The sequence below is a fragment of the Microbacterium ureisolvens genome, assembly GCF_015278315.1.
In the GTDB taxonomy this organism is placed as follows: Bacteria; Actinomycetota; Actinomycetes; order Actinomycetales; family Microbacteriaceae; genus Microbacterium; species Microbacterium ureisolvens.
This window is the reverse complement of record NZ_JADIJE010000005.1, coordinates 101527-123905: the sequence shown is the minus strand read 5'-3', so window position 1 is coordinate 123905 and position 22379 is coordinate 101527. Positions and strand designations below refer to the sequence as shown.

General features: G+C 71.2%; 24 protein-coding genes and 1 tRNA gene. 7 read left to right on the top strand and 18 right to left on the bottom strand.

The genetic code is table 11. The features are described from left to right. The first annotated feature begins 1 nt into the window (after position 1). The 3 genes from IM767_RS09865 to IM767_RS09855 all read left to right on the top strand — a co-directional run bounded on the left by IM767_RS09865 (position 2) and on the right by IM767_RS09855 (position 2898). Positions 2-694, top strand: a complete 693-nt coding sequence (locus tag IM767_RS09865; RefSeq protein ID WP_109210196.1) for a response regulator transcription factor — start codon at positions 2-4, stop codon at positions 692-694. 104 nt (positions 695-798) lie between these two features. Then, positions 799-2469, top strand: coding sequence for a sensor histidine kinase (locus IM767_RS09860; protein ID WP_239453269.1), 1671 nt, complete (start codon positions 799-801; stop codon positions 2467-2469). Positions 2470-2610: 141 nt separating this feature from the next. Next, positions 2611-2898, top strand: a complete 288-nt coding sequence (locus tag IM767_RS09855) for a WXG100 family type VII secretion target (protein WP_109210194.1) — start codon at positions 2611-2613, stop codon at positions 2896-2898. Positions 2899-2981: 83 nt separating this feature from the next. Here the strand turns inward: IM767_RS09855 and groL are convergent, their stop codons facing one another. The 5 genes from groL to IM767_RS09830 all read right to left on the bottom strand — a co-directional run bounded on the left by groL (position 2982) and on the right by IM767_RS09830 (position 7037). Continuing rightward, positions 2982-4601 carry a chaperonin GroEL gene (gene groL, locus IM767_RS09850; protein WP_109210193.1) on the bottom strand — a complete coding sequence of 540 codons (1620 nt, stop codon included), beginning with the start codon at positions 4599-4601 and terminating at the stop codon, positions 2982-2984. 190 nt (positions 4602-4791) lie between these two features. Continuing rightward, the gene (locus IM767_RS09845) at positions 4792-4992 is read right to left on the bottom strand and encodes a cold-shock protein (protein ID WP_109210192.1); all 201 of its coding nucleotides are present in this window, start codon (positions 4990-4992) and stop codon (positions 4792-4794) included. 130 nt (positions 4993-5122) lie between these two features. Next, complete coding sequence (locus tag IM767_RS09840; protein WP_109210191.1) at positions 5123-5695, bottom strand: LytR C-terminal domain-containing protein; 573 nt, start codon at positions 5693-5695, stop codon at positions 5123-5125. A 67-nt stretch (positions 5696-5762) separates the two neighbouring features. Next, positions 5763-6011 carry a DUF3263 domain-containing protein gene (locus tag IM767_RS09835; RefSeq protein ID WP_109210190.1) on the bottom strand — a complete coding sequence of 83 codons (249 nt, stop codon included), beginning with the start codon at positions 6009-6011 and terminating at the stop codon, positions 5763-5765. Positions 6012-6020: 9 nt separating this feature from the next. Then, a complete protein-coding gene (locus tag IM767_RS09830) occupies positions 6021-7037 on the bottom strand; it encodes a DUF2332 domain-containing protein (protein WP_109210189.1) in 1017 nt (338 codons plus the stop codon). Positions 7038-7252: 215 nt separating this feature from the next. Here IM767_RS09830 and msrB point away from each other — a divergent pair, with 215 nt between their 5' ends. Further along, on the top strand, positions 7253-7669 hold the full coding sequence (msrB, locus tag IM767_RS09825) for a peptide-methionine (R)-S-oxide reductase MsrB (protein ID WP_109210188.1): 417 nt from the start codon (positions 7253-7255) through the stop codon (positions 7667-7669). After that, on the top strand, positions 7669-8205 hold the full coding sequence (locus IM767_RS09820; RefSeq protein WP_109210187.1) for a nitroreductase family protein: 537 nt from the start codon (positions 7669-7671) through the stop codon (positions 8203-8205). Before msrB ends, IM767_RS09820 begins: the two co-directional genes overlap by 1 nt. Before the next feature lie 51 nt (positions 8206-8256). On the opposite strand, the gene pucL is transcribed toward IM767_RS09820, so the two are convergent. The 10 genes from pucL to IM767_RS09770 form a co-directional block, all read right to left on the bottom strand. Beyond that, entirely contained in the window at positions 8257-9156 is a 900-nt protein-coding gene (pucL, locus tag IM767_RS09815; RefSeq protein ID WP_109210186.1) for a factor-independent urate hydroxylase, read from the bottom strand. 2 nt (positions 9157-9158) lie between these two features. Continuing rightward, a complete protein-coding gene (uraH, locus tag IM767_RS09810; RefSeq protein ID WP_109210185.1) occupies positions 9159-9485 on the bottom strand; it encodes a hydroxyisourate hydrolase in 327 nt (108 codons plus the stop codon). Further along, complete coding sequence (uraD, locus tag IM767_RS09805; protein WP_109210184.1) at positions 9482-9979, bottom strand: 2-oxo-4-hydroxy-4-carboxy-5-ureidoimidazoline decarboxylase; 498 nt, start codon at positions 9977-9979, stop codon at positions 9482-9484. The genes uraH and uraD overlap by 4 nt, the downstream gene beginning before the upstream one ends. Before the next feature lie 23 nt (positions 9980-10002). Next, on the bottom strand, positions 10003-10491 hold the full coding sequence (bcp, locus tag IM767_RS09800) for a thioredoxin-dependent thiol peroxidase (RefSeq protein ID WP_109210183.1): 489 nt from the start codon (positions 10489-10491) through the stop codon (positions 10003-10005). 181 nt (positions 10492-10672) lie between these two features. Beyond that, positions 10673-12025 carry an allantoinase AllB gene (allB, locus tag IM767_RS09795; protein WP_109210182.1) on the bottom strand — a complete coding sequence of 451 codons (1353 nt, stop codon included), beginning with the start codon at positions 12023-12025 and terminating at the stop codon, positions 10673-10675. Positions 12026-12042: 17 nt separating this feature from the next. Beyond that, complete coding sequence (locus IM767_RS09790) at positions 12043-12855, bottom strand: bifunctional allantoicase/(S)-ureidoglycine aminohydrolase (RefSeq protein ID WP_109210181.1); 813 nt, start codon at positions 12853-12855, stop codon at positions 12043-12045. Next, a complete protein-coding gene (locus IM767_RS09785; protein WP_109210180.1) occupies positions 12852-14138 on the bottom strand; it encodes a DUF6986 family protein in 1287 nt (428 codons plus the stop codon). The genes IM767_RS09790 and IM767_RS09785 overlap by 4 nt, the downstream gene beginning before the upstream one ends. Positions 14139-14256: 118 nt before the next feature. Then, complete coding sequence (locus tag IM767_RS09780; protein WP_109210179.1) at positions 14257-15213, bottom strand: DMT family transporter; 957 nt, start codon at positions 15211-15213, stop codon at positions 14257-14259. 63 nt (positions 15214-15276) lie between these two features. Next, positions 15277-15352: transfer RNA gene (locus IM767_RS09775), tRNA-Thr, on the bottom strand. Between the two features lie 38 nt (positions 15353-15390). Next, positions 15391-16341: a DsbA family protein gene (locus tag IM767_RS09770; protein ID WP_109210178.1), complete on the bottom strand. Its 951-nt coding sequence runs from the start codon at positions 16339-16341 to the stop codon at positions 15391-15393. A 223-nt stretch (positions 16342-16564) separates the two neighbouring features. On the opposite strand from IM767_RS09770, the gene IM767_RS09765 reads away from it, so the two are divergent. Further along, the gene (locus tag IM767_RS09765) at positions 16565-17668 is read left to right on the top strand and encodes an ABC transporter ATP-binding protein (protein WP_109210177.1); all 1104 of its coding nucleotides are present in this window, start codon (positions 16565-16567) and stop codon (positions 17666-17668) included. A gap of 73 nt (positions 17669-17741) precedes the next feature. Then, positions 17742-19049, top strand: a complete 1308-nt coding sequence (locus tag IM767_RS09760; RefSeq protein ID WP_109210176.1) for a DUF4032 domain-containing protein — start codon at positions 17742-17744, stop codon at positions 19047-19049. Between the two features lie 105 nt (positions 19050-19154). Here IM767_RS09760 and IM767_RS09755 read toward each other — a convergent pair whose 3' ends face one another. The 3 genes from IM767_RS09755 to cysS form a co-directional block, all read right to left on the bottom strand. Continuing rightward, positions 19155-19796 carry an NAD(P)-dependent oxidoreductase gene (locus tag IM767_RS09755; RefSeq protein WP_109210175.1) on the bottom strand — a complete coding sequence of 214 codons (642 nt, stop codon included), beginning with the start codon at positions 19794-19796 and terminating at the stop codon, positions 19155-19157. A 110-nt stretch (positions 19797-19906) separates the two neighbouring features. Further along, the gene (rlmB, locus tag IM767_RS09750; protein WP_109210174.1) at positions 19907-20911 is read right to left on the bottom strand and encodes a 23S rRNA (guanosine(2251)-2'-O)-methyltransferase RlmB; all 1005 of its coding nucleotides are present in this window, start codon (positions 20909-20911) and stop codon (positions 19907-19909) included. Continuing rightward, on the bottom strand, positions 20904-22328 hold the full coding sequence (cysS, locus tag IM767_RS09745) for a cysteine--tRNA ligase (protein WP_109210173.1): 1425 nt from the start codon (positions 22326-22328) through the stop codon (positions 20904-20906). Before cysS ends, rlmB begins: the two co-directional genes overlap by 8 nt. Positions 22329-22379 lie beyond the last annotated feature (51 nt).

Sequence of the window (22379 nt, the reverse complement as noted above, 5' to 3'; positions counted from 1 at the left end):
CATGACCGCACCGCGCATCCTCGTCGTGGACGACGAACCGAACATCCGCGACCTGCTGATCACGAGCCTGCGATTCGCCGGATTCCAGGTCCGCGCCGTCTCGAACGGTGCCCAGACGATCTCGGCCGTCCTCGAAGAGGAGCCGGACCTCATCGTGCTCGACGTCATGCTGCCCGACATGAACGGGTTCAGCGTCACCAAGCGCCTCCGCGGCGCCGGCTACACCGCCCCGATCCTCTTCCTCACCGCGAAGGACGAGACGGAAGACAAGATCACCGGCCTGAACGCCGGCGGTGACGACTACGTGACCAAGCCGTTCAGCCTCGACGAGATCGTCGCCCGCATCCAGGCCATCCTCCGCCGCACCATGCAGGCCGACGAGGAGTCCGTGATCCGCGCGGGCGAGATCACGATGGACCAGGACACCCACGACGTGCAGGTGGGCGAGGCATCCATCGATCTCAGCCCCACCGAGTTCAAGCTCCTGCGCTACCTGATGCTCAACCCCAACCGCGTGCTGTCGAAGGCGCAGATCCTCGACCACGTCTGGGAGTACGACTTCAACGGCGACGCCGGCATCGTGGAGAGCTACATCTCGTACCTCCGCCGCAAGATCGACCCGCACTCGACCGAGCCGCTCATCCAGACCAAGCGCGGCTTCGGCTACATGCTGAAGGCCGGCAAGACCGCTTAACGCGGACCCGAGCGGGAGGGGGCGACCTGGCGAACAAGCCCGATGCGGTCACCCGGTGGTGGCGCGGCACGAGCCTGCGCGCAAAGGTCACCGGGGTCACGGTCGTGCTCCTGGCCGTGGGGCTGCTCGCGGCCGGCGTCGGCACCGCCCTGTTCCTGCGCAACTCGCTGATCGACGGCGTCGACGCGCAGGTCGACTCCCTCGCGCGAACGGATGCCGCGAGCCCGCTGCTGAATCTCAGCGCCGACGAAGGCACACTCGTGGCGGAACCGGTCGACAACGCGCCCTCGGTCGACTACTTCGTGGCCGTGTACGAGCCCACCAACGGCGAGCTGCTCCGCACCGCGGGCGGCCGCGGCGGCCCGGCGCCGGCGTTCCCCGAGCACTTCGCCCTGGACGTGGCGACCGCTCAGGAGCTGCAGATCAAGACGATCCCTTCGGAGGACGGCGACGCCGAGTTCCGCGCGAGCGTGAGGGTGGAGGAACTCGGCAACTCGGGGCTGCTGTACACGCAGATGGTCGCCGTGCCACTCGCGACGGTGAACCGCACGATCGCGTCGTACATCGGCATCTACAGCATCCTCGCCATCCTCATCCTCGTCGGCGGGGCGGTCGCCACCCGCTATCTCGTGACCCTCACCTTCCGCAGCCTCGGGCAGGTCGAGTCGACGGCCGACGCCATCGCCGCCGGCGACTTCAGCCTGCGCATGACCGACATCGAGCCGACGACGACCGAGGTCGGCCGCCTCAAGACCGCGATCAACGCGATGCTCGACCGCGTCGACGCGGCCATCTCGCAGCGCGACTCGACGGTCAGCCAGATGCGACGGTTCATCGGCGACGCGAGCCACGAGCTCCGCACCCCGCTGGTGACCGTCCGCGGCTACGCCGAGCTCTACCGGATGGGAGCCGTCCGCGGTGACGAGGACATCTCGCAGTCCATGGACCGCATCGAGAAGGAGGCGATCCGCATGGGCCTCCTCGTCGAGGACCTGCTGGCCCTCGCGCGCCTCGACGAGCGCCGCGACGTGGTCATCGCTCCGGTCGACCTGCGGCTGGTCGCCCGCGATGCCGCGCTCGACGTGAGGGCGGCCTCACCGCTGCGCCCTGTCGCGGTCCTCGACACCACGATGGACGAGCCGCCGCTGCCGCCCGAGGAGGAGGCATCCGTCTCGCCCGACGCGAGGCGCCGCGGCAGCACCGGACCGTCGGCGATCTCGCGGGCCGGAGCGACGCTGTCGCTGCTGCGCCGCCGACCCAAGCCGCTGCCGGCGGCAGGGTCGGCCGGCGATGCGGCGTCGACGCTCCCCGGCGACGCCGAAGCGGAGCAGCGCGACGTGCTCGCCCCCGTGGTGCTCGGCGACGAGAACCGCATCCGCCAGGTCGTGACGAACCTCGTCGGGAACGCGCGGCGCTACTCGTCGGAGGACTCCTCCATCGAGCTGCGCGTCGGCGTCGACACCCGCGATCGCATGGGCTGGATCGAGGTCATCGACCACGGCGAGGGCGTGCCCGACCAGATCAAGGAGAAGATCTTCCAGCGCTTCTGGCGTGCCGACACCTCCCGCACCCGCGAGACGGGCGGGTCGGGCCTCGGCCTGTCGATCGTGGCGTCGATCGTCGAGGCGCTTCATGGGACCGTCGGCGTCGTCGACACCCCCGGCGGCGGCGCGACCTTCCGCGTCGCGTTCCCGCTGGCCGACATCCGGGACGCCGCCGAGCACCTCGCGATCCCCACGCAGCCGCTGCCGCGCCTGGCCGACGCCTCCGAGTGACGCGGTTCCTCCCCAGCGCGCGCGATCCGCTCCTGCTCCACAGATGACGACGGATGCCGCGGCCCGCGCCCGCGCGGACACCTAGCGTTGCCGGCAGCGCGGGTTCGGCATCCGGCCGCCGCACATCGATCAGGAGTCCTCATGGCCGTCTTCACCGTCGACAGCGACAGCATCCTCACCTCCACCGCCACCGTGCGCGGCACGATCGACCGGCTGCAGGCCGAGTCGAACGCCATGCTGGCGCAGCTGACGCAGCTCCAGTCGTCGTGGACCGGCTCGGCCTCGGCGGCGTTCGGCGGCGTCGTGGAGCAGTGGCGGGCGACCCAGCGACAGGTGGAGGAGGCGCTCGCGAACATCAACGCCTCACTCGCGGCCGCCGGTCGCCAGTACGCCGACACGGAGCTCGCGACCACCGGCCTGTTCCGCTGATCCCCCGACGGTGGAACGCAGAACGGCCCCTCCGCGAGGAGGGGCCGTTCTGCGAACGCGTTACGCGGTCGTGGAGTTCTGGATCAGAAGTCCATGCCACCGGTCGGGTCGCCGACGGGAGCGGCGGCCTTCTCGGGCTTGTCGGCGACGACGGCCTCGGTCGTGAGGAACAGGCCGGCGATCGACGCGGCGTTCTGCAGCGCCGAGCGGGTCACCTTGGCGGGGTCGATGATGCCCTGCGCGAACAGGTCACCGTACTCGCCCGAAGCGGCGTTGAGGCCGTGGCCCGCGGGGAGCTCCGAGACCTTGTTCGCCACGACGCCCGGCTCGAGACCGGCGTTGAGGGCGATCTGCTTCAGCGGAGCCTCGATCGCGACCTTGACGATGTTCGCACCGGTCGCCTCGTCACCCGAGAGCTCGAGCGCGTCGAGAGCCTTGCGGCCCGACTGGATGAGCGCGACGCCACCACCGGGGACGATGCCCTCCTCGACGGCCGCCTTCGCGTTGCGGACGGCGTCCTCGATCCGGTGCTTGCGCTCCTTGAGCTCGACCTCGGTGGCCGCGCCCGCCTTGATGACGGCGACGCCGCCGGCGAGCTTGGCGAGGCGCTCCTGCAGCTTCTCGCGGTCGTAGTCGCTGTCGGTGTTGTCGATCTCGCGGCGGATCTGGGTCACGCGACCCTCGATCTGGTCCGCCTCGCCGGCACCCTCGACGATCGTGGTCTCGTCCTTGGTGACGATGACCTTGCGCGCACGGCCGAGCAGGTCGAGGGTGGCGTTCTCGAGCTTGAGACCGACCTCCTCGGTGATGACCTGGCCGCCGGTGAGGATCGCGATGTCCTGCAGCTGCGCCTTGCGACGGTCGCCGAAGCCGGGGGCCTTGACGGCGACCGACTTGAAGATGCCGCGGATCTTGTTGAGCACGAGGGTCGCGAGAGCCTCGCCCTCGACGTCCTCGGCGATGATGACGAGCTCCTTGCCGTCCTGGATCACCTTGTCGACGACGGGCAGAAGGTCCTTGATGTTCGAGATCTTCTGGTTCGCGATGAGGATGTACGGGTCCTCGAAGACCGCCTCCTGGCGCTCCGGGTCCGTGACGAAGTAGGGGTTGATGTAGCCCTTGTCGAAGCGCATGCCCTCGGTGAGCTCGAGCTCGGTGCCGAAGGTCTGCGACTCCTCGACGGTGACGACGCCCTCCTTGCCCACCTTGTCGATGGCCTCGGCGATGAGCTGGCCGATCTCGGGGTCGGCGGCCGAGATCGACGCGGTCGCGGCGATCTGGTCCTTGGACTCGACCTCCTTGGCCGACTCGAGCAGCTCGGCGGTGATGGCCGCCACGGCCTTCTCGATGCCCTTCTTGAGCGAGATGGGGTCGGCGCCGGCCGCGACGTTGCGCAGGCCCTCGCGCACGAGCGCCTGGGCGAGGACGGTCGCGGTGGTGGTGCCGTCACCGGCGACGTCGTCGGTCTTCTTGGCGACCTCCTTGACGAGCTCCGCACCGATCTTCTCGTACGGGTCGTCCAGCTCGATCTCCTTGGCGATGGAGACACCGTCGTTCGTGATCGTGGGGGCGCCCCACTTCTTCTCGAGCACGACGTTGCGACCGCGCGGGCCGAGCGTCACCTTGACGGCATCGGCCAGGGTGTTCAGGCCGCGCTCGAGGCCGCGACGGGCCTCCTCGTCGAAAGCGATGATCTTTGCCATGTGTGTGTCGTCCCTCCGGAACGTTGGCTTTTGGGTATTAGCACTCAACAAACGCGAGTGCTAAAACATTCTGGCACTCGCCCCTATCGAGTGCAAGCCGCGATGAAGGATGCCGAAACGCAACGAGACGGGATGCCCTGAGGCATCCCGTCTCTGTGAAGCACCGGCGTCGCGCGCCGGTTCTCGCGGTTCAGACCACGCGCACGGCTTCCGCCTGCGGACCCTTCTGGCCCGAGCCGACCGTGAACTCCACGGTCTGACCCTCCTCCAGCACGCGGAAGCCCGTCATGTCGATGTTCGAGTAGTGGACGAAGACGTCCTGGCCGTCGGCGACGGTGATGAAGCCGAATCCCTTCTCGGCGTTGAACCATTTCACGGTGCCCTGGGTCATGCGTATCTCCTGTAGCCGGCGGTGCAGGGCTTCATCGTATGCAGGCGCCGACGCGGCTCCCGGCGGTTTCGTCACTTGTTGACACGCAGGCACACAAGTGTTTACCCACGCGAAACACGGCGTGCCGCGTTCAGGGCGTAGGGGCCGGGGTCTGACCCGCTGCGGTGCGGTCCACACCGATCACGACGGTCAGCTGCGGGACGCCCTCGGTCGTGGGCGGGTAGGCATCGCTCTGCTCGATCGCCGCGCCGCCGATGACCTCAGCGAGGCCCGCGGCCGCCGCCTCATGAGCGGGATCCACGTAGAAGACGGTCGTCGTCGGGAAGTCCTGCGAGCCGGCCTCGCCGGCGGTGACCTTGTCGTCGGCCCAGCCGGCGGTGACCACGACATCCTTCATCTGCGTCGCGAGGCCCGACTCGGGAGTGGCGTTGAGGATCATCACGTCGAAGGTCTGGTCCACCACGGGCTCGACCGTGGGCACCGTCTCCGCGGTCGGAACGGGCGTCGGTGCCAGCTCGATGCGACCGGACGCCAGCAGCGTGCCGAAGATGCCGACGGCGACGAGCACCACGGTCGCCAGCGCCGCCCACAGCAGCACGACCCATCCCCGCATGCGGGGATTCTCGGCCCGGTGGGCACCGACGCGATCCGTCTCGGGCACCTCGTCGAAGCGATCCCGGGGATAGTCGGTGGTCGTCGGCACCCGTCGATGTTACCCGCCGAAGCCTGGCCGTCCCGGCGGCGACAGCCGGTGCCGCGCAGACCGGGGGTCAGCGTGCGTCGGCGGCGCGCCCCGCGCGCTCGTGCACCCGCGCGTCGCGGAGACGGCGGAGCCGCTTCACGAGCATCGGATCGTGCTGTTGCGCCTCGGTCGTGTCGATCAGGCGCCCGAGCAGCTGGTAGTAGCGGGCCGGCGAGAGCCCGAGGTCGGCGCGGATCGCCTCCTCCTTCGCCCCGGCGTGCCGGCGCCATTCGGCCTCGAAGTCGAGGATGGCGCGGTCGCGGTCGGTCAGAGGCACGCATCCACGCTAGACCGCGGCATCCGTGGATCCCGTGCGCCACGCGCGCCAGTGCACGAACGCGCCGAGCGGATCGACCGCCGCCAGCGGAGAGCCGTCGCGGGCGAGCACGAACCCACCCCAGGTCTCGGGGTCCACCTCCGGGCGCCACCATTCGTGCAGCGCGGGCGGATCGATCGTGATCCACACCGCGTCGAGGGCTCGGACGGCGTCGACCAGCCGCTCGCGTCCAGGGCGAGCGATGTGCGGGAGCACGCCGGGGGTGGTGACCACGAGCGTCGCACCGGCGGGAGCCAGCGCGGCCGCCGCGTGCAGCACCTGCGGGTCGGACGCGTCGCCGGCCAGGAGCAGCGGCGGATCCGCGGCGACGATGTCGAGCGCGGCGTCGATGCGGTCGACCCGGCCGTCCTCCCCCGGCCACACCAGGCTGGTGAGGAAGCGGCGGTCGCGCAGGTCGCGGGCGTCCAGCGGGCCGAGATCGATCCCGGCGCGCCACACGACCTCGGGCATCCGCAGCGGCGGGTCGCCGGTGACGTCGCACTCGAGCACGACGGAGGCAGGCCCCTCCGCCGGATCCAGCGGGATGCCCCCGTCGCTCCCCCGGAAACGGTACGAGTAACGGTCGGGGTAGAGGCACAGCCCCGCGCTCGCGCCGAGCTCCAGCAGCGCGATCGGCCCTTCGACCGTCGCGAGGGCGGGCAGGAGCGGTGCGCAGCGCTGCGGCTCGTTGGTCTGAAGTCGGCGAGCGGATGCCTCGGCCACGACCTCGTCCGCATGCCCGGCGAGCCATGCCGCCCACGCCGGGAACGCAGCCTCGGGGGCGCCGAGCATGCGGGTGACAGCGAAGACGAGCGGGGGCTGCCGGCGCTCGGCGGGGATGCGGCCGAGGAGGCCGGCGATCTCGGGGTGAGCGGCGACGCCTGCGGCCCAGTCGGCGTAGAGCGCGGAGCGCCCGGGCGCCTCGTCGCGGGCGAACCGGCCGTAGCGCTCGACGACGGCCTCGGTCTCGGCGGCGAAGTCGTCCACCCCGCTATCCTCCCCCACCCGCCGTTGGGCCTCCCCGGCACCATCCCGCTCTCCGTGAGACGACAGTCGGCGGATGAGACCGTGGGCCTCCCCCGGCGTCTCGTCCGCCGGCTGTCGTCTCACGGGCAGAGCGGCCGGATGACGCCGCGACGACCCGACCTGCAGGCGGCTGAGGTTGAATGGAGGGTGCCCGGAGACCCGGCCGAGGAGGAACCATGACCTACGCCGTCGACAAGAGCGACGCACAGTGGCGCGAAGAGCTGACGCCCGACCAGTACGCGGTGCTGCGTCAAGCCGGCACCGAGCGGCCCTGGACCGGTGAACTGCTCGACGAGCAGCGCGCCGGCCTCTACACGTGCGCGGCGTGCGGCGCCGAGCTGTTCCGCAGCGGCACGAAGTTCGACTCGCACTGCGGCTGGCCGAGCTTCTACGAGTCGATCCGTCCCGAGGCGGTCGAACTCATCGAAGACAACAGCCACGGCATGGTGCGCACCGAGGTGCGCTGCGCGAATTGCGGCTCGCACCTCGGACACGTCTTCCCCGACGGGTTCGGCACGCCGACCGGCGACCGCTACTGCATGAACTCGATCTCGCTGCAGTTCACCCCCGGCACCGACGGCCAGGGCGCCTGATGCACGGCGCACGGGACGCCGCGCTCTCGCGGCGATCGTGGTCGAAGGTCACCGACGAGGCGCCGAGCCATCAGGAGCTGCTGGATCTCGTCGCCGCCGCCGGCCGCGTGGCGGATCATTCGTCGCTCAAGCCGTGGCGGCTCATCGAGCTTCGCGGCGCCGACCGGGAGCGGCTCGGCCGGGCGATCAACAAGGCCGAGGGCGAGAAGGGATCCTCCTCGAAACCGCTGCGTGCGCCGCTGCTCGTCGCCGTCGTGTTCACGCACCGCAAGAGCCACAAGGTTCCGGCGTGGGAGCAGGAGGCTGTCGCCTCCGGCGTCGCCCACGTGCTCAGCCTGCTGCTGGACGAGGCGGGCTGGGGCGTCATCTGGCGCACCGGCCATTACACCCGCGCCAAGGCCGTCGCCAAGGCCCACGGGCTGAAGAAGAACGAGGAGCTCCTGGGCTGGCTGTACGTCGGCGGAAAGCCGAAGAGCTCGCGCACCTCGCGGCGCAAGGGCATCGACGCGCACAAGTTCGTCAGCCGTATGCCCTGACCGGCAGGATCACGACGGCAGACCGCCCCAGCCTCGCGTGAAGCCGAGCGCTCAGCAGAAGCCCGTGACGCTCTCCCAGACCGGGTGATGGGCGGCGACGCCCTCGCGCAGCACGGACGCCTCGATCAGCCCGTAGGGCCGGTCGGCCGCGAAGAAGACCTCACCGGGGTTGTCCAGGCCGAACGGAGCCAGGTCGACCGCGAAGTGGTGGAGGTTCGGCATCGAGAACCTGATCTCGTCGACCTCGGCGCACTGCCCCAGCACTCGCCTGCCCATCTCGTAGAGCGTCTGCTGGAGGGCGAGCGAATGCGTCTGCGCGAAGGCCTCCAGCATCTCGCGGCGCACCCGGGCGAAGGCGTCGTCGTAGTCGACGTCCGTGCGGTTGTACCGCCAGCGAGCCGTGACCGACGTCGCGAGGATCCGGTCGCCGGTCTCGGCGAGGGTCGTGTACCTGTCGCGCACGAACCCGCGGAACTCGGAGCCGGTCGACCTCAGCACCGCCAGATCCTTGAGGCCCGCCACGACGGTGGGCTCGCCGTCCGTGAAGACGACCACCGCGGTGCGCGTCTCGGTTCCACCGCGCACGAAGGCATGGTCGTGCTCCTCGCCGGCGACCGCGATGCGGCTCCAGCTGTACTGCTCGGCCTCCCACCGGCCGCCGGTGACCCAGGCGAACTCGCCGGTGAAGTGGCGGCCCAGCCGCAGCAGGAACTCCTCGGGCGTGCCCACGCCGTCGCGCGCGAAGGCGTACACGGTGTTCTTCTGCGTGTCTGTGGCGATCACGGCGGCGTTGTCGCCGGCGGTGTGAGCGGCGGCGAAGTCGCCGCGCAGCTGCGAGGTGACGTTCAGGTCGGTGATCTGATGGCGCGCTGTGCCGCGGTCGATCCGGACGAGCCGCACCTGCGCCTTGCCGTACTGGTTCTCCCCGAGCACGGCGGCGGGCCCCGGCATCGTCAGTTCCCCCGATACGTGGAGTAGGCGAACGGGCTGAGCAGGAGCGGCACGTGGTAGTGCTCACCGGCGTCCGCGACGGCGAAGTCGATGGACACGACCGGGTAGAAGGTGGCGCGGCCCGTGGCGGAGAAGTACTCGCCCGTGGCGAACGTCAGCCGGTACGTGCCGGCGTCGAGGCCGTCGGGACCGAGGTCGGCGATGCGTCCGGCGTCGTCGGTGACGCCAGAGGCCACCTCGCTGCCGTCGGTGCGGCTGAGCACGACGCCGACGCCCCGGGCCGGGCCCCCGAGCGCGGCGTCCAGCACGTGGGTGGTGACCTGGCTCATGGCTCGATGATCCCTTCCAGTCGGAGGACGGCGATCTGACGCAGCTCGTCGGCCACGACGGCGATCTCCTCGTCCTCAGTGTGCTCCAGCCGGGCGGTGAGCCCTGCGAGGATCTCCGGCGCGCTGCGGCCGGCGGCGCGGATGAGGAACACCCGCGAGAACCTCTCCTCGTAGGCGCGGTTGCCGGCAGCGAGCGCGACCGCGGTCGCGTCCGCGGTCGCGCCCAGGCCCGCCTGCTCCGAGCGGGAGAGCGATGCTTCGGCGCTCGTGCCGGTGGGCCGTTCGCCGATGCGCGGGTGATGCGAGAGCGCGTGGTCGATCTCGTCGGCCGTCCAGGGGGAAGCGGCGGTGCGAGCCGCCTCCCGAAGCGCGTCGCGGTCGCGATACGGCCGGCCCGCGACGAGCGCGTCGATCCAGCGGTCGATGTCGACGCAGGGGCGCACGGCCTCTCGCGCCGATCCGGCGTCGAGCCGGTTGAACGCCTCCAGCTTCATCGCTGCATCGACCTGGGGTGGACTCAGGCGGCGAGCTGCGCCCGGAGCCGATCGACGTGGCCGTTCGGGTCGACGCGGTACTCGGCGGACTGGACGGTGCCGTCGGGTTCGAGCACGAACGTCGAGCGGATGAGACCGACACGCTCCTCGCCGCCGACGACCTTCGTGCCCCACGCGCCCCACGCCTCCGCCACGGCGTGATCCTCGTCCGAGAGGAGCGGGAACTGCAGCTGCTCGGCCTCGGCCCATTCCGCGAGCCGCTCGACCGAGTCGGGCGAGATGCCGACGACGGCCACCCCGGCCGCCTGCAGCGACGCCAGGTTGTCGCGGAAGTCGCAGGCCTCGGTCGTGCAGCCCGGCGTGAAGGCTGCCGGGTAGAAGTACACCACCAGGCGGCGGCCCGCGAAATCCTCCGGCCGCACCACGGCGCCGGTGGAGTCCGGCAGCGCGAAGCCCGGGTTCGGGTCGCCGCTCCTCAGCGCGGTGTTCTGCGGTCGGATGTCATCGGCCATGGGCGGCGTCCCCTTCGATCGGTCTTGCGGCGGTGTCATCGATCGGGTGCCTCCCCGATGCGCGGACGCCGCCTCTCGATCTTCGACGCACGACCGACGCTCGGCAAGTCGTCAGGGGCACGGACGAGTCGCCGCACCCCCATCCGATCGTCTGCGTCGCTGATGCGGAGCCCCGCGAGCTTCAGGCGGCTCCTCGGCGCAGCAGCCGCCCGCGCGGCTCGGCGAAGTCGACCCGCTCGCCGCGCACGAAGGTGTCGCGCACGACGCCGGTGAGCGACCAGCCGTCGTACGGGCAGACGGGGTTCTTGTGCAGCAGCCGGTCGGCGTGGACGACGAATCGTTCGTCGGGCGCGAACACCGACAGGTCGGCGTCAGCACCGGGCTCGATCCTGCCCTTGCGGGCGAGGGCGGCGAGCGCGGCCGGACGCGCCGACATCCATTCGACGACCTTCTCGAGCGGGATGCCGCGCCCCCGAGCGTGGTTCCACACCAGCGGCATGCCCAGCTGGAGCGAGGCGATACCGCCCCACGCCGCCGCGAAGTCGCCGTTCTCGAGGTCCTTGAGATCGGCGGTGGACGGCGAGTGGTCGCTGACGACCGCGTCGATGATCCCCTCGAGGAGCCCCTGCCACAGCAGATCCCGATTCGCGCCCTCGCGCACGGGCGGACAGCATTTGCACGCAGTGGCTCCGTCGGCGATGTCCTCCGACCGCAGGGTCAGATAGTGCGGACAGGTCTCCACCGTCACGCGCACGCCCGAGCGCTTGGCCTCGGCGATCAGCGGGAGTGCGTCGGACGACGAGAGATGCACGATGTGGGCCCGGGCGCCGGTCCGTCGCGCGCACTCCACGACCTGTGCGATGGCGCGGTCCTCGGCGAGCCGCGGGCGAGACGCCAGGAACCGCTCGTACCCGCGGCCTCCACCGGCGGGCGCCCCGGCGATCGTCGCCGCGTCCTCCGCATGCACGAGGAGCACGCCGTCGAACCGGGCGAGCTCCGCCATGGCGTGCTCCAGGTCGGCGGCGCCGAGCGCGGGGAACTCGTCGACCCCCGACGGCACGAGGAAGCACTTGAAGCCGAACACGCCGTCATCGTGGATGGCGCGCAGGGCGCCGATGTTTCCGGGCACCGCGCCGCCCCAGAAGCCCACGTCGACGAACACCTGATCGCGCGCGGCGCGTCGCTTGCGCTCGAGCGCGTCGAGCGAGATCGTCGGCGGGATGCTGTTCAGCGGCATGTCGATGATGGTCGTCACGCCGCCCGCCGCGGCGGCCTTCGTGGCCGAGGCGAACCCCTCCCACTCCGTGCGACCGGGCTCGTTGACGTGCACGTGCGTGTCGACGAGACCGGGAAGGAGCGTCTCGTCGTCGCGCAGCGACACCACCTCACTCCCCCGGAGTCCAGCACCGAGCGGCTCGACGGCGACGATCGCACCCCGAGTGATGCCGACCTCGCACGGCTTGAAGGCGCCCCGCACGAGCACGCGCCGGCCGCGGACGACCAGGTCGTGCTCCGGCATCCGCTCGTCCGTCATTCCCCCTCCTCAGCCGGTCAAATCAGCCGGATCTGGCGGTTGACGTCCTTGTAGAGCAGGTAGCGGAACGGCTCCGGACCGCCGGCGTAGCAGGCCTGCGGGCAGAACGCCCGCAGCAGCATGTAGTCGCCGGCCTCGCATTCCACCCAGTCGTCGTTGAGGCGGTAGACCGCCTTGCCCTGCAGCACGTAGAGCCCGTGCTCCATCACGTGGGTCTCGGCGAACGGGATCACCCCGCCGGGCTGGAACGTCACGATGTTGACGTGCATGTCGTGCGACAGGTCGTCGGGATCGACGAACCGGGTCGTCGCCCAGGCGCCGTCGGTGCCGGGCATCGGCTGCGGCTGGACGTCCTGGTCGCGCGACACGAACGACGTCGGGGCCGCGACGCCCTCCACGACCTCGTACGCCTTGCGGATCCAGTGGAAAGTCACCGGCCTGTCGCTCCGGTTCGCCAGCGTCCACTCGGCGCCGGGCGCGAGGAACGCGTACCCGCCCGCCTCGAGCACGTGTCGCTCGCCCGAGATCGTCAGCGTGAGGGCGCCGTCGGTGACGAACACGACACCTTCGACGCCGCTTTCGCGCTCAGGGGTGTCGGCGCTGCCGCCGGGTGAGATCTCGACGATCAGCTGCGCGAACGTCGTCGCCGACCCCGCGATGGGACGGGCGAGGATCCACGCCCTCGTGTCGGCGAAGCCCGGCAGCCTGCTGGTCACGATGTCGCGCAGCACGCCCTTGGGGATGAACGTGTACGCCTGCTTCACGACGGCGCGATCGGTCAGGAGTTCGGTCTGCGACGGCAGGCCGCCCCGCGGCGTGTGGTAGCTCATCGGGTCTCCTCGGTGACGGCGGACGGCGGACGGGCGAGGGCGGCGAGGGCGGCGCGATCGAGGCCGGCCGCCTGGCGGGCCTCCGTCTCGCTGACCGCCCCGCAGGCCAGGGCGCGGGAGAGGAAGGCGCCCAGCGCGCGGGCGGTCGCGGGCTCGTCCAGCACGCCGGTGTCGGCGCCGTCCGCGTAGGCGCGCAGACGCGCCGCCGCCGGCCCGAACCCCTCCCGATAGAACAGGAAGTCGGCGACGAACCGCGGCACGAGCTGCGCCGGGTGCAGGTCCCAGCCCTGGAAGAAGCCGCGCTCGAGCGATCGGCGGACGAGCCGCGCACTCGACCGCCAGGCCGCGCGGACCGCCTCCGCGTCGCCAACCGGCAGGACGTTCGTCGATCCGTCGGACAGCCGCACGCCCGTCTGCGCAGCGGCCACCTGCATGACGCTCTTGGCGTGATCGGCCGCGGGATGATCCATCGCCTGATATGCCGGCGCGATGCCCAGAGCCGCGCTGTAGTCGTAGGTGCCGTAGTGCAGCCCGCTCACCCGCCCCTCGGCGGCGTGGATCGCGGCGGCCAGGGGCGATGAGCCGTCGGCACCGAGCACGATCTGCGGCGTCTCGACCTGCATCTCGAACCTCAGGGTTCCGACGCCCCACCCGAGACGCTGCTCGAACCGCCCGCACAGCTCCGCCATCGCTCTGACCTGCGCGACCGTGCTCACCTTCGGCAGCGTCAGCCTGACCGCGTCGACCGGCCCGGCCGCGTCGTGCAGCGTCGTGAGGAAGAGATCGAGAGAACGGATGCCGCGACCCCGCGTCCGCGCCTCGAGCCCCTTGAACCGGATGCCGAAGAACGCCGGCGCCGTTCCCCGGCTGCGGGCCTCGGCGAGGCGCTCCGTCGCGCGGACGACGTCGGCGTCTTCTTCGGCATCGCCGCGGTCGCCGTACCCGTCCTCGAAGTCCAGGCGGAGATCCTCGATCGGCTCGGAGGTGAGCTTCGCCGTGACGAGCTCGGCGACCGTCGCGCCGTGCTCCTCGGGGACGCCCAGTTCGCGGACGACCGCCGCCATGCCACCCTGTGCCGCGACCGCGGCCAGCGCCGCGTCACCCCACTCGCGCGGCAGCGCGGGCGTGTAGCGATCGCCCGGGACGTAGACGGTGTGCACGGGCTGGCGCGTGCCGTCGTCGCCCGGGTACCCGCGGGCGAGCAGAAGGTCCGTGGCGGCGAGGAGCCCGTCGAGGCGGTCGAGGTCGACCTGACCGAGGGCCGGTCCGCCCGCACGGCCCACCGGTCGTACGCCCGTGTCGGCGTGCGACGGGCGGTCGTGGCTGGGCGGCGGCCCCTTCGGCACGGTCTCAGCATGCCACCGCCGGTCGCCCGGCGGCGAGCGGGCGCGGGGGAAGGCGTCAGCGGCCGGGTCGCGGCATCCGTCTCCACGGCACCGCCGCCACGACGACCGAGAGGATCGCGAGCGTCGACATGAGCAGCGACGCGCCCAGCGCCGGTGCCGCGCTGGTGGGCCAGAGCGCGTCGATGATCACCGACGTGACGACCTGCCCCACGACCGTGCCGAGGCCGAGCAGCAGCACCCCGGTGTAGGGCACCAGCGCGGCCGCCAGGAAGATGTAGCTGACGCCGATGACTCCGCCGAGGTACAGCCAGGGGTCGGAGGGGTACGAGGTGGGAGAGCCCGCGACCGCGGTGTGGATGAGCTCGGCGATCCCGAGCACGGCCGTGCCGCCGATGAAGTTCACGAGGGTCGCGGTCAGCGGCGTGCCGACGCGCTGGCGGAGCCGGCCGTTCACCGCCGACTGCCAGGCGATGCCCGCTCCGACGAGGAAGGGCAGCACGACGAGCACGAGCGGCGCATCCACGCCGCCGGCGAGGGACACCCCCGCGGCGAGCATCGCGAGCGCGCCGCCCACGAGGCGCGCCGGCGTGACCGCGACGATTCCCGCGGGCCCGACGCCGGCGCGGTCCAGCAGCAGACCGCTCACCGTCTGGCCCGCGACGACGCCGACCGTGAACAGCGCGACCCCGATGATGCCGACGGCGAGGGACTGCGTGGCGACCGAGAGCGCGCCGGCGACGCCGCCGCACAGCATCCAAATCGGGATGGTTCCGCCGCGCATGCCCGTCACGAGGGCGCTGAACCCGCGCCGCCCCTGCGGCAGCGCGACCGACAGCACGATCAGCACGACGAGTCCGGAGCCGAACGAGATCACGGCGGCGGCGAAGCCGTCTTCGAGGCGCACGCCCAGCTGCCCGTTGATGCGCGCCTGCACGGCGGTGAGGACGCCGATGAGGACCGCACCGCCGAGGCCGATCCAGGCGGGCAGGCGGCGTGCGGTCACCCGATCCATCTTGCCGTGCGCGGGGAGCCGCGATCGCACGGTGGGCGGGGGGGGTGGGTGGGAAAGCCCAGGTGGAGCCGACTACGGGACTCGAACCCGTAACCCCCGTATTACAAGTACGGTGCGCTACCAATTGCGCCAAGTCGGCAGAGCGCCAAGTCTAGCGGCGCCCGCGCGCGCCCCTGATCAGGGGGTGGTGGTCGGCGTGGGCGTCGGGGTCGCCTTGAAGTACGAGTCGCTCGCGACGGTGAGCACGAACTGCGCGAACTCCTTGGGGTCGTCGAGCTTGCCGACGTACTGCGTGCCGTTCACCAGCACCATCGGGGTGCCGGTCAGCGAGGCGCCGTCGGTGCCGGGCAGCCCCTTGAGGGCCTGCTCGGTCGCGGTCTTCGCCCACGACGTGTACGACTGCTCCTCGATGCACGCACGCACGACCTTGGGGCCGTCGACGCCCGTCGCCAGCGCCAGCGCGGCCAGCTCGGCGTCGGTCATGCCGTCGGAGTCGACGTCGGGCTGCTGGCGCAGGAGGGCGTCGTTGAACGCGAAGAAGTACTCCGGCGAGTTCTGGGCGACGCAGGCCGCAGCGCCGGCGGCGCGCAGCGAGTACTTGGTGCCGTTCGACTTCGCCGTGAGCATCGCGACCGGGTAGTACGTGAGGGTGGCGGCGCCGTTCTCGACCCACTCCGACAGCTGCTTCATGTTGGCGAGCTGGAAGTCGCGCGAGCCGGTCGAGAGATAGTCGACGTAGACGCGGATGTCGACGGCAGGGGCCTCGGTGGGCGTCGCCGTGGGAGTCGGCTCGGGCTCCGTCGCCTCCGGCGTCGCGACGGCGTCGCCCTGCGCGGCGCCGTTGGGGTCGGCCGCCTCGGCCTCCATGCCGCTCCCGGTGACGTCGGTGATGACGAAGCCGCCGTTGACGCCGTTCGCGGGGCTCATCGTCGGCTTGGACGCGCTCGAGGACACCGTCCAGGTCACGACGACGGCGATGACCGCCACGAACGCCACCGCGACAGCCGCCAGCGACGTCCGGCGGATCAGGCGGGCGCGCGACTGGCGCGCCTTCACCTGCAGCGCCTTCTCGCGCACCGCGTCGCGGCGCTCGCTGGACGCGGCGTTCGATGACTCGTCGCTCGACATGGAACCTCTCGGGGCGTGAAAAGGCCGGTGATCCGGCGGGGCCAGGCGGGAAAGCGGCCGTCCACGATGCTAGTCAGCCACCCTGGGAAATGCCCAGACGCAACCTCCGCGCGAGCCGTGTCATACTGTTCCTGCGCCCGATGGCGGGCGTGCGGGTAAGCCCCCGCTCATTCCATCACTACGGATCGTCCGGCACGTACCTGCCGGTGAAGGAGAAGAGAACATGGCGTCCGTCACGTTTGACAACGCAACTCGTCTGTACCCCGGGGGCACTCGCCCCGCTGTGGACAAGCTCAACCTCGAGGTCGGTGACGGGGAGTTCCTCGTTCTCGTCGGCCCGTCGGGCTGCGGAAAGTCCACGTCGCTGCGCATGCTGGCCGGCCTCGAAGAGGTCAACTCGGGCCGCATCCTGATCGGCGACCGCGACGTCACCGACGTCCCCCCGAAGGACCGCGACATCGCGATGGTCTTCCAGAACTACGCGCTGTACCCGCACATGACGGTCGCCGAGAACATGGGCTTCGCGCTCAAGATCGCCGGCGTCGGCAAGGAGGAGCGCGCCGCTCGCGTCCTCGAGGCCGCCAAGCTCCTCGACCTCGAGCAGTACCTCACCCGCAAGCCGAAGGCCCTCTCGGGTGGTCAGCGTCAGCGCGTCGCCATGGGCCGCGCGATCGTCCGCCAGCCGCAGGTGTTCCTCATGGACGAGCCGCTGTCGAACCTCGACGCCAAGCTCCGCGTCCAGACCCGTACGCAGATCGCGTCGCTGCAGCGCCGCCTCGGCGTCACGACCGTCTACGTCACGCACGACCAGACCGAGGCCCTCACCATGGGTGACCGCATCGCGGTCCTCAAGGACGGCCTCCTCCAGCAGGTCGGCACCCCGCGCGACCTCTACGAGAAGCCGAACAACGTGTTCGTCGCCGGCTTCATCGGTTCGCCCGCGATGAACCTGTTCCCGGCCCACCTGGCCGAGGGCGGCATCCAGTTCGGCGACAAGGTCGTCGGCATCGAGGCTGAGACGCTGGGCAAGGCGCACGGCAGCGAGGTCACCGTGGGCGTCCGCCCCGAAGACATCGTGGTCGCCCCCGAGGACGGCAAGGGCCTCTCGGTCAAGGTCGACCTCGTCGAGGAGCTCGGCGCCGACGGCTACCTCTACGGCCACACCGAGGTCGCCGGCAAGCGCACCGACATCGTCGCCCGCGTCGACGGCCGCCGCCACCCGATGGCCGGCGACACCGTCACCCTCGCGCCGGTTCCGGGCCACGTCCACGTCTTCGACGTGGAGTCGGGCGAGCGCCTCACCGACAAGGCGATCGCCGCGGCGTAACCGCTGATCGGATTCGCGACGGCGCGGGTGGGAGACATCCCCCCGCGCCGTCGCTCGTTTCTCTGGAGGGGACGTGCCTGACGCCCTGAGCATCACCGCCTCGAGCGTCGATCCCGGCCTGCTGACGCTGCCCTGGTCGACACCGCTCGGCGACTGGCCCTCGAGCCACATCGTCTTCCTCCCCAAGGGCATCTCGCGCCACCTCGTGCGCTTCGCGAATCTCTCGGGCCGCGTCGTCGCCATCAAGGAGACCACGCAGGCGATGGCTCAGCGCGAGTACGACATGCTCGGCAACCTCGCCCGGCTGGACGTGCCGTGCGTCGAGCGCGTCGCGGTGATCGCGGGGAGGACGGATGACGCGGGCGAGCCGCTTCCCGCTGCGCTGGTGACCGCCCACCTGAAGTTCTCACTCCCCTACCGCGCGCTGTTCACTCAGGTGCTCCGGCCGGACACCGCCACCCGGCTCGTCGACGCGCTCGCGCTGCTGCTCGTGCGCCTGCACAACGTCGGCTTCTTCTGGGGCGACGTCTCGCTGTCGAACACGCTGTTCCGCCGCGACGCGGGCGCATTCGCCGCCTACCTGGTGGACGCCGAGACCGGCGAGCTGCACGAGAGCGGGTTGACGCCCGGACAGCGCGCGCACGACCTCGACGTCGCCCGCACCAACATCGCCGGCGAGATCATGGACCTCGAGGCCGGCGGCCGCCTGGAAGGGGGCGTCGACGCCATCGCGATCGCCGACGGCATCGTCTCGTCGTACCACTCGCTGTGGGCGGCGCTCACCGACGAGGAGACGTTCCGCGCCGACGAGGCCTGGCGCATCACCGAGCGCGTGCAGCGGCTCAACGACCTGGGCTTCGACATCGGCGAGATGTCGATCCAGGCGACAGCCGACGGCGCCAAGGTGTCGATCCAGCCGAAGGTCGTCGACTCCGGCCACCACCAGCGGCGGCTGCTGCGGCTGACCGGGCTCGATGTGGAGGAGAACCAGGCCCGGCGCCTGCTCAACGACCTCGACGAGTTCCGCGCGCGCATCTCGCGTCTCGGCGACGACGAGGAGATGGTCGCGCACGAGTGGCTGACCCGCGTGTTCGAGCCGGTCGTCAAGGCCGTGCCGTGGGATCTGCGCTCGAAGCTGGAGCCCGCCGAGGTCTTCCACCAGCTGCTCGAGCACCGCTGGTACCTGTCGCAGGCGAAGGGCAAGTCCGTGCCCCTCGCCGAGGCGCTCACCAGCTACATCGACAACGTGCTGCGTCACCGCCGCGACGAGGCGACCCTGATGGGCCCGCCCACCGAGACGGTGTCGCTGTCGGTCATCACCTCGCCCAATCCCGTCCTGGACGACGAGGAGGACGAGATCGACTGGCGCGACCTCGTCTGACCGCGTTTCGTCTCGTCGCTGCGCTCCTCGCTCAACGACCGGGACGCGGTCGTCAAGCGAGCGAACCGAGAACCGGTCGTTGAGCGAGCGAAGCGAGACGAAACGTCAGTAGCCGACGGTGAACCGCTTGCGCGGGTGCTGCGGCTTCTCGATCTCGTCGACGATCGCCACGGCGAGGTCTTCACCCGAGATGAAGGACTCCCCCTCGGCGTCGGTCACGATGACCTCGCCGCCCGTGCGGTACTCGCCGGTGCGCTCGCCCGGGTTATAGGCGCCGAAGCCGCCGGCCGGGTGGATGTAGAACCAGTCGAGCGACTCCGGCCCGTTCTGCAGGTCCTCGAGCACCCCGATCGCCTCGAGAGCCTCGGCCTTGTACTCCTCCGCGAACGACGGCAGGTCGACGACCCGCTCGCCGCCCTCGGTCACGAGGCTGCCGCCGGCGCCGCCGATCACGCCGAGGCGCACGCCCTCGGGCAGCAGCGACGCGAGGGCCGCGAGGTTGGGCCGGACGAGGCCCTGCATGTCGCCCCGCGGCGGCACCGCCGAGACCACGACGTCGACGCCCTCGAGCTGCGCGAGGAGGTCGGGCACGTCCGTCAGCGAGCCTTCGACGTAGAGGGCGCCCTCATGGCGCTCCGCCGGGAGCCGCCGTGCGATCGACAGTACGCTGTGGCCGCGGCTCACCGCCTCGGCGACGATGTGACGGCCGGCGTACCCCGAGCCTCCGATGACGGCGATGCGTGCCATGTTCTGCCTTTCGACGGTGCTGCGACTGTGCCCGGGACCGGCGGCGCCGGCCCTCGTGGCGGGAACGCGCGACGCCGGAGTTCATTCCCCTGGGAGCGTCGCGGGGCGGTTCACTCTGCGGGCGCCGCCCGGAGAGTGTAGACCTGGTAGAGGGCGACGGACGCCGCGATCCCGGCGTTCAGCGACTCCGCAGCCGTCGAGATCGGGATCGAGACGATCTGGTCGCACGTCTCGGTCACCAGACGCGAGAGGCCCTTGCCCTCCGAACCGACGACGATGACGACCGGCCGATCGGCCAGCTGGAGAGCCGGCAGCGACACGTCTCCCCCGCCGTCGAGTCCGAGGACGAACACGCCCTGCTTCTTGAACTCCTTGAGCATCGTGGTGAGGTTCGCCGCCACCGCGACGGGGATGCGGGCCGCTGCGCCGGCACTCGTCTTCCACGCGGCCGAGTTCACGCCGGCCGAGCGGCGCTGCGGCACGATCACGCCTTGCCCGCCGAAGGCGGCGGTCGAGCGGATGATGGCACCGAGGTTGCGCGGATCGGTGACGCCATCCAGCGCGACCAGCAGCGGCACCTCGTCGCGGTCGATGATCTGCTCGAGGAGGTCCTGCGGGTGCGCGTACTCGTACGGGGGCACCTTGAGCGCGACGCCCTGGTGCACGCCGTCGAAACCCGCCATGCGGTCGAGCTCGGGGCGCATGACCTCCAGCACCGGGATCTCGCGGTGGGTGGCGATCGACAGCATCTCCTTGACGCGGTCGTCCATCTCGACGCGCTGCGCGATGTAGAGCGCCGTCGCCGGGATCTTCGCCCGCAGCGCCTCGAGCACCGAGTTGCGCCCGGTGACGGTCTCGGTGTCGTCGCCGGCCTTCGACTTCGTGCGGTTCGGGTTCGAGCCCTGCGGCGCGCGCTGTCCGGGCGCGCCCTTGCCGCCTGCCGCGGCGTAGCGCTCGGCGGCGGCCTTGCGCTTGCCGGCGGGGTGCCAGGCGCGGTCCTCCGCCTTGGGAGTCGGCCCGCGCCCCTCGAGGGAGCGCTTGTTCTTGCCGCCCGTTCCCTTGGTGGCGCCCTTCTTCTTGCTGTTGCCCGCTCCCGGGCGCGTCGGCTTAGCCATCGATCAAGCTCCAGTGTGTTCCGTCTGAGGTGTCTTCCAGGGCGATGCCGGCCGCCGCGATCGCGTCGCGGATGCGGTCGGCCGCTGCCCAGTCCTTGGCGGCGCGCGCTTCGGCGCGCTGCGCGATCATCGTCTGCACGAGCGTGTCGAGAGCGGATGCCTCGGCCGAGGCATCCGTCGACCGCCACTGCGGGTCGAGGGGGTCGATGCCGAGCACGCCGGTCATGACGGCCACGTCGGCGAACGCGCGGAGCGCGGCCTGCCGGTCGCCGGCGTCGAGCGCGCTGTTGCCCTCCCGCACCGTCTCGTGGAGCACCGCGAGCGCCTGCGGCACGCCCAGGTCGTCGTCGAGCGCCCCGGCGAACGCGGCCGGCACCGCGGCCTCGACGCGGACGTCCTCGTCGGCGCGCAGCGTGCGCAGCGCGCGCTCGAGGAAGGTGCGGATGCGATCCAGAGCCGCCTCGGCTTCGTCGAAGGTGGACGCCGTGATGTCGAGGTTCGACCGGTAGTGGGCGGCCGCGAGCGCGTAGCGCACAACGAGTGGATCGCGTTCGCGCAGCAGGTCCTCGGCGAGCACGAAGTTGAAGAGCGACTTCGACATCTTCTGGGCGCCGACCGTCACGAGGCCGTTATGCACCCAGTAGCGGGCGAAGCCGTCGCCGGCGGCGGTGGACTGCGCGAGTTCGTTCTCGTGGTGCGGGAAGCGCAGGTCGAGACCGCCGCCGTGGATGTCGAACTCGGCGCCGAGGTAGCGCCGCGCCATCGCGGAGCACTCGATGTGCCAGCCCGGGCGCCCGGGACCCCACGGCGAGTCCCAGGTCGCCGATGCCGGCTCGTCGGACTTGGCGCCCTTCCAGAGCGCGAAGTCGCGCGGGTCGCGCTTGCCGCGCGGGTCGGCGTCGGCGGCGGGCTCCATCGCGTCGATGCTCTGGCGAGTGAGCGCACCGTAGTCCGCCCACGACCGCACGTCGAAGTAGACGTCGCCGGCGGCATCCGTCCCCTCCCCCGCCGGATACGCGTAGCCGGCCTCGATCAGCCGCCGGATGATCTCCTGCATCTGCGGGATGGAGGCCGTCGCGCGCGGCTCGTAGGTCGGCGGGAGGATGCCGATCGCCGTGTAGGCGCGCGTGAACTCGAGCTCCATGCGGTAGGCCAGCGCCCACCACGGCTCGCCGTCTGTCGCGTTCGCCAGCACCTTGTCGTCGATGTCGGTGACGTTGCGCACGAACGTCACGCGGCCGTAGCGGTGCGCGAGCCAGCGCCGCAGGATGTCGAAGGCCAGCGCCCCGCGCAGGTGCCCGATGTGCGGGCCCGACTGCACCGTCGGACCGCAGACGTAGATCGTGACGTTCCCGGGGTCGAGGGGCGCGAAGTCGCGCAGCGCCTGGGCCTTGGTGTCGTACAGCTGAACCGTCACCGCACCAGCCTACCGGCGGGGCTCGCCCCGGCCCTGGGAAAGGCGGGCGGT

Excerpts from the sequence above, each read along its gene's own strand:
- IM767_RS09865 (WP_109210196.1), top strand. The coding sequence starts at position 2 with ATGACCGCACCGCGCATCCTCGTCGTGGACGACGAACCGAACATCCGC.
- IM767_RS09855 (WP_109210194.1), top strand. The coding sequence starts at position 2,611 with ATGGCCGTCTTCACCGTCGACAGCGACAGCATCCTCACCTCCACCGCC.
- groL (WP_109210193.1), bottom strand. The coding sequence starts at position 4,601 with ATGGCAAAGATCATCGCTTTCGACGAGGAGGCCCGTCGCGGCCTCGAG.
- IM767_RS09845 (WP_109210192.1), bottom strand. The coding sequence starts at position 4,992 with ATGACCCAGGGCACCGTGAAATGGTTCAACGCCGAGAAGGGATTCGGC.
- msrB (WP_109210188.1), top strand. The coding sequence starts at position 7,253 with ATGACCTACGCCGTCGACAAGAGCGACGCACAGTGGCGCGAAGAGCTG.
- IM767_RS09820 (WP_109210187.1), top strand. The coding sequence starts at position 7,669 with ATGCACGGCGCACGGGACGCCGCGCTCTCGCGGCGATCGTGGTCGAAG.
- pucL (WP_109210186.1), bottom strand. The coding sequence starts at position 9,156 with ATGCCGGGGCCCGCCGCCGTGCTCGGGGAGAACCAGTACGGCAAGGCG.
- uraH (WP_109210185.1), bottom strand. The coding sequence starts at position 9,485 with ATGAGCCAGGTCACCACCCACGTGCTGGACGCCGCGCTCGGGGGCCCG.
- uraD (WP_109210184.1), bottom strand. The coding sequence starts at position 9,979 with ATGAAGCTGGAGGCGTTCAACCGGCTCGACGCCGGATCGGCGCGAGAG.
- bcp (WP_109210183.1), bottom strand. The coding sequence starts at position 10,491 with ATGGCCGATGACATCCGACCGCAGAACACCGCGCTGAGGAGCGGCGAC.
- allB (WP_109210182.1), bottom strand. The coding sequence starts at position 12,025 with ATGACGGACGAGCGGATGCCGGAGCACGACCTGGTCGTCCGCGGCCGG.
- IM767_RS09790 (WP_109210181.1), bottom strand. The coding sequence starts at position 12,855 with ATGAGCTACCACACGCCGCGGGGCGGCCTGCCGTCGCAGACCGAACTC.
- IM767_RS09780 (WP_109210179.1), bottom strand. The coding sequence starts at position 15,213 with ATGGATCGGGTGACCGCACGCCGCCTGCCCGCCTGGATCGGCCTCGGC.
- IM767_RS09770 (WP_109210178.1), bottom strand. The coding sequence starts at position 16,341 with ATGTCGAGCGACGAGTCATCGAACGCCGCGTCCAGCGAGCGCCGCGAC.
- IM767_RS09765 (WP_109210177.1), top strand. The coding sequence starts at position 16,565 with ATGGCGTCCGTCACGTTTGACAACGCAACTCGTCTGTACCCCGGGGGC.
- IM767_RS09755 (WP_109210175.1), bottom strand. The coding sequence starts at position 19,796 with ATGGCACGCATCGCCGTCATCGGAGGCTCGGGGTACGCCGGCCGTCAC.
- rlmB (WP_109210174.1), bottom strand. The coding sequence starts at position 20,911 with ATGGCTAAGCCGACGCGCCCGGGAGCGGGCAACAGCAAGAAGAAGGGC.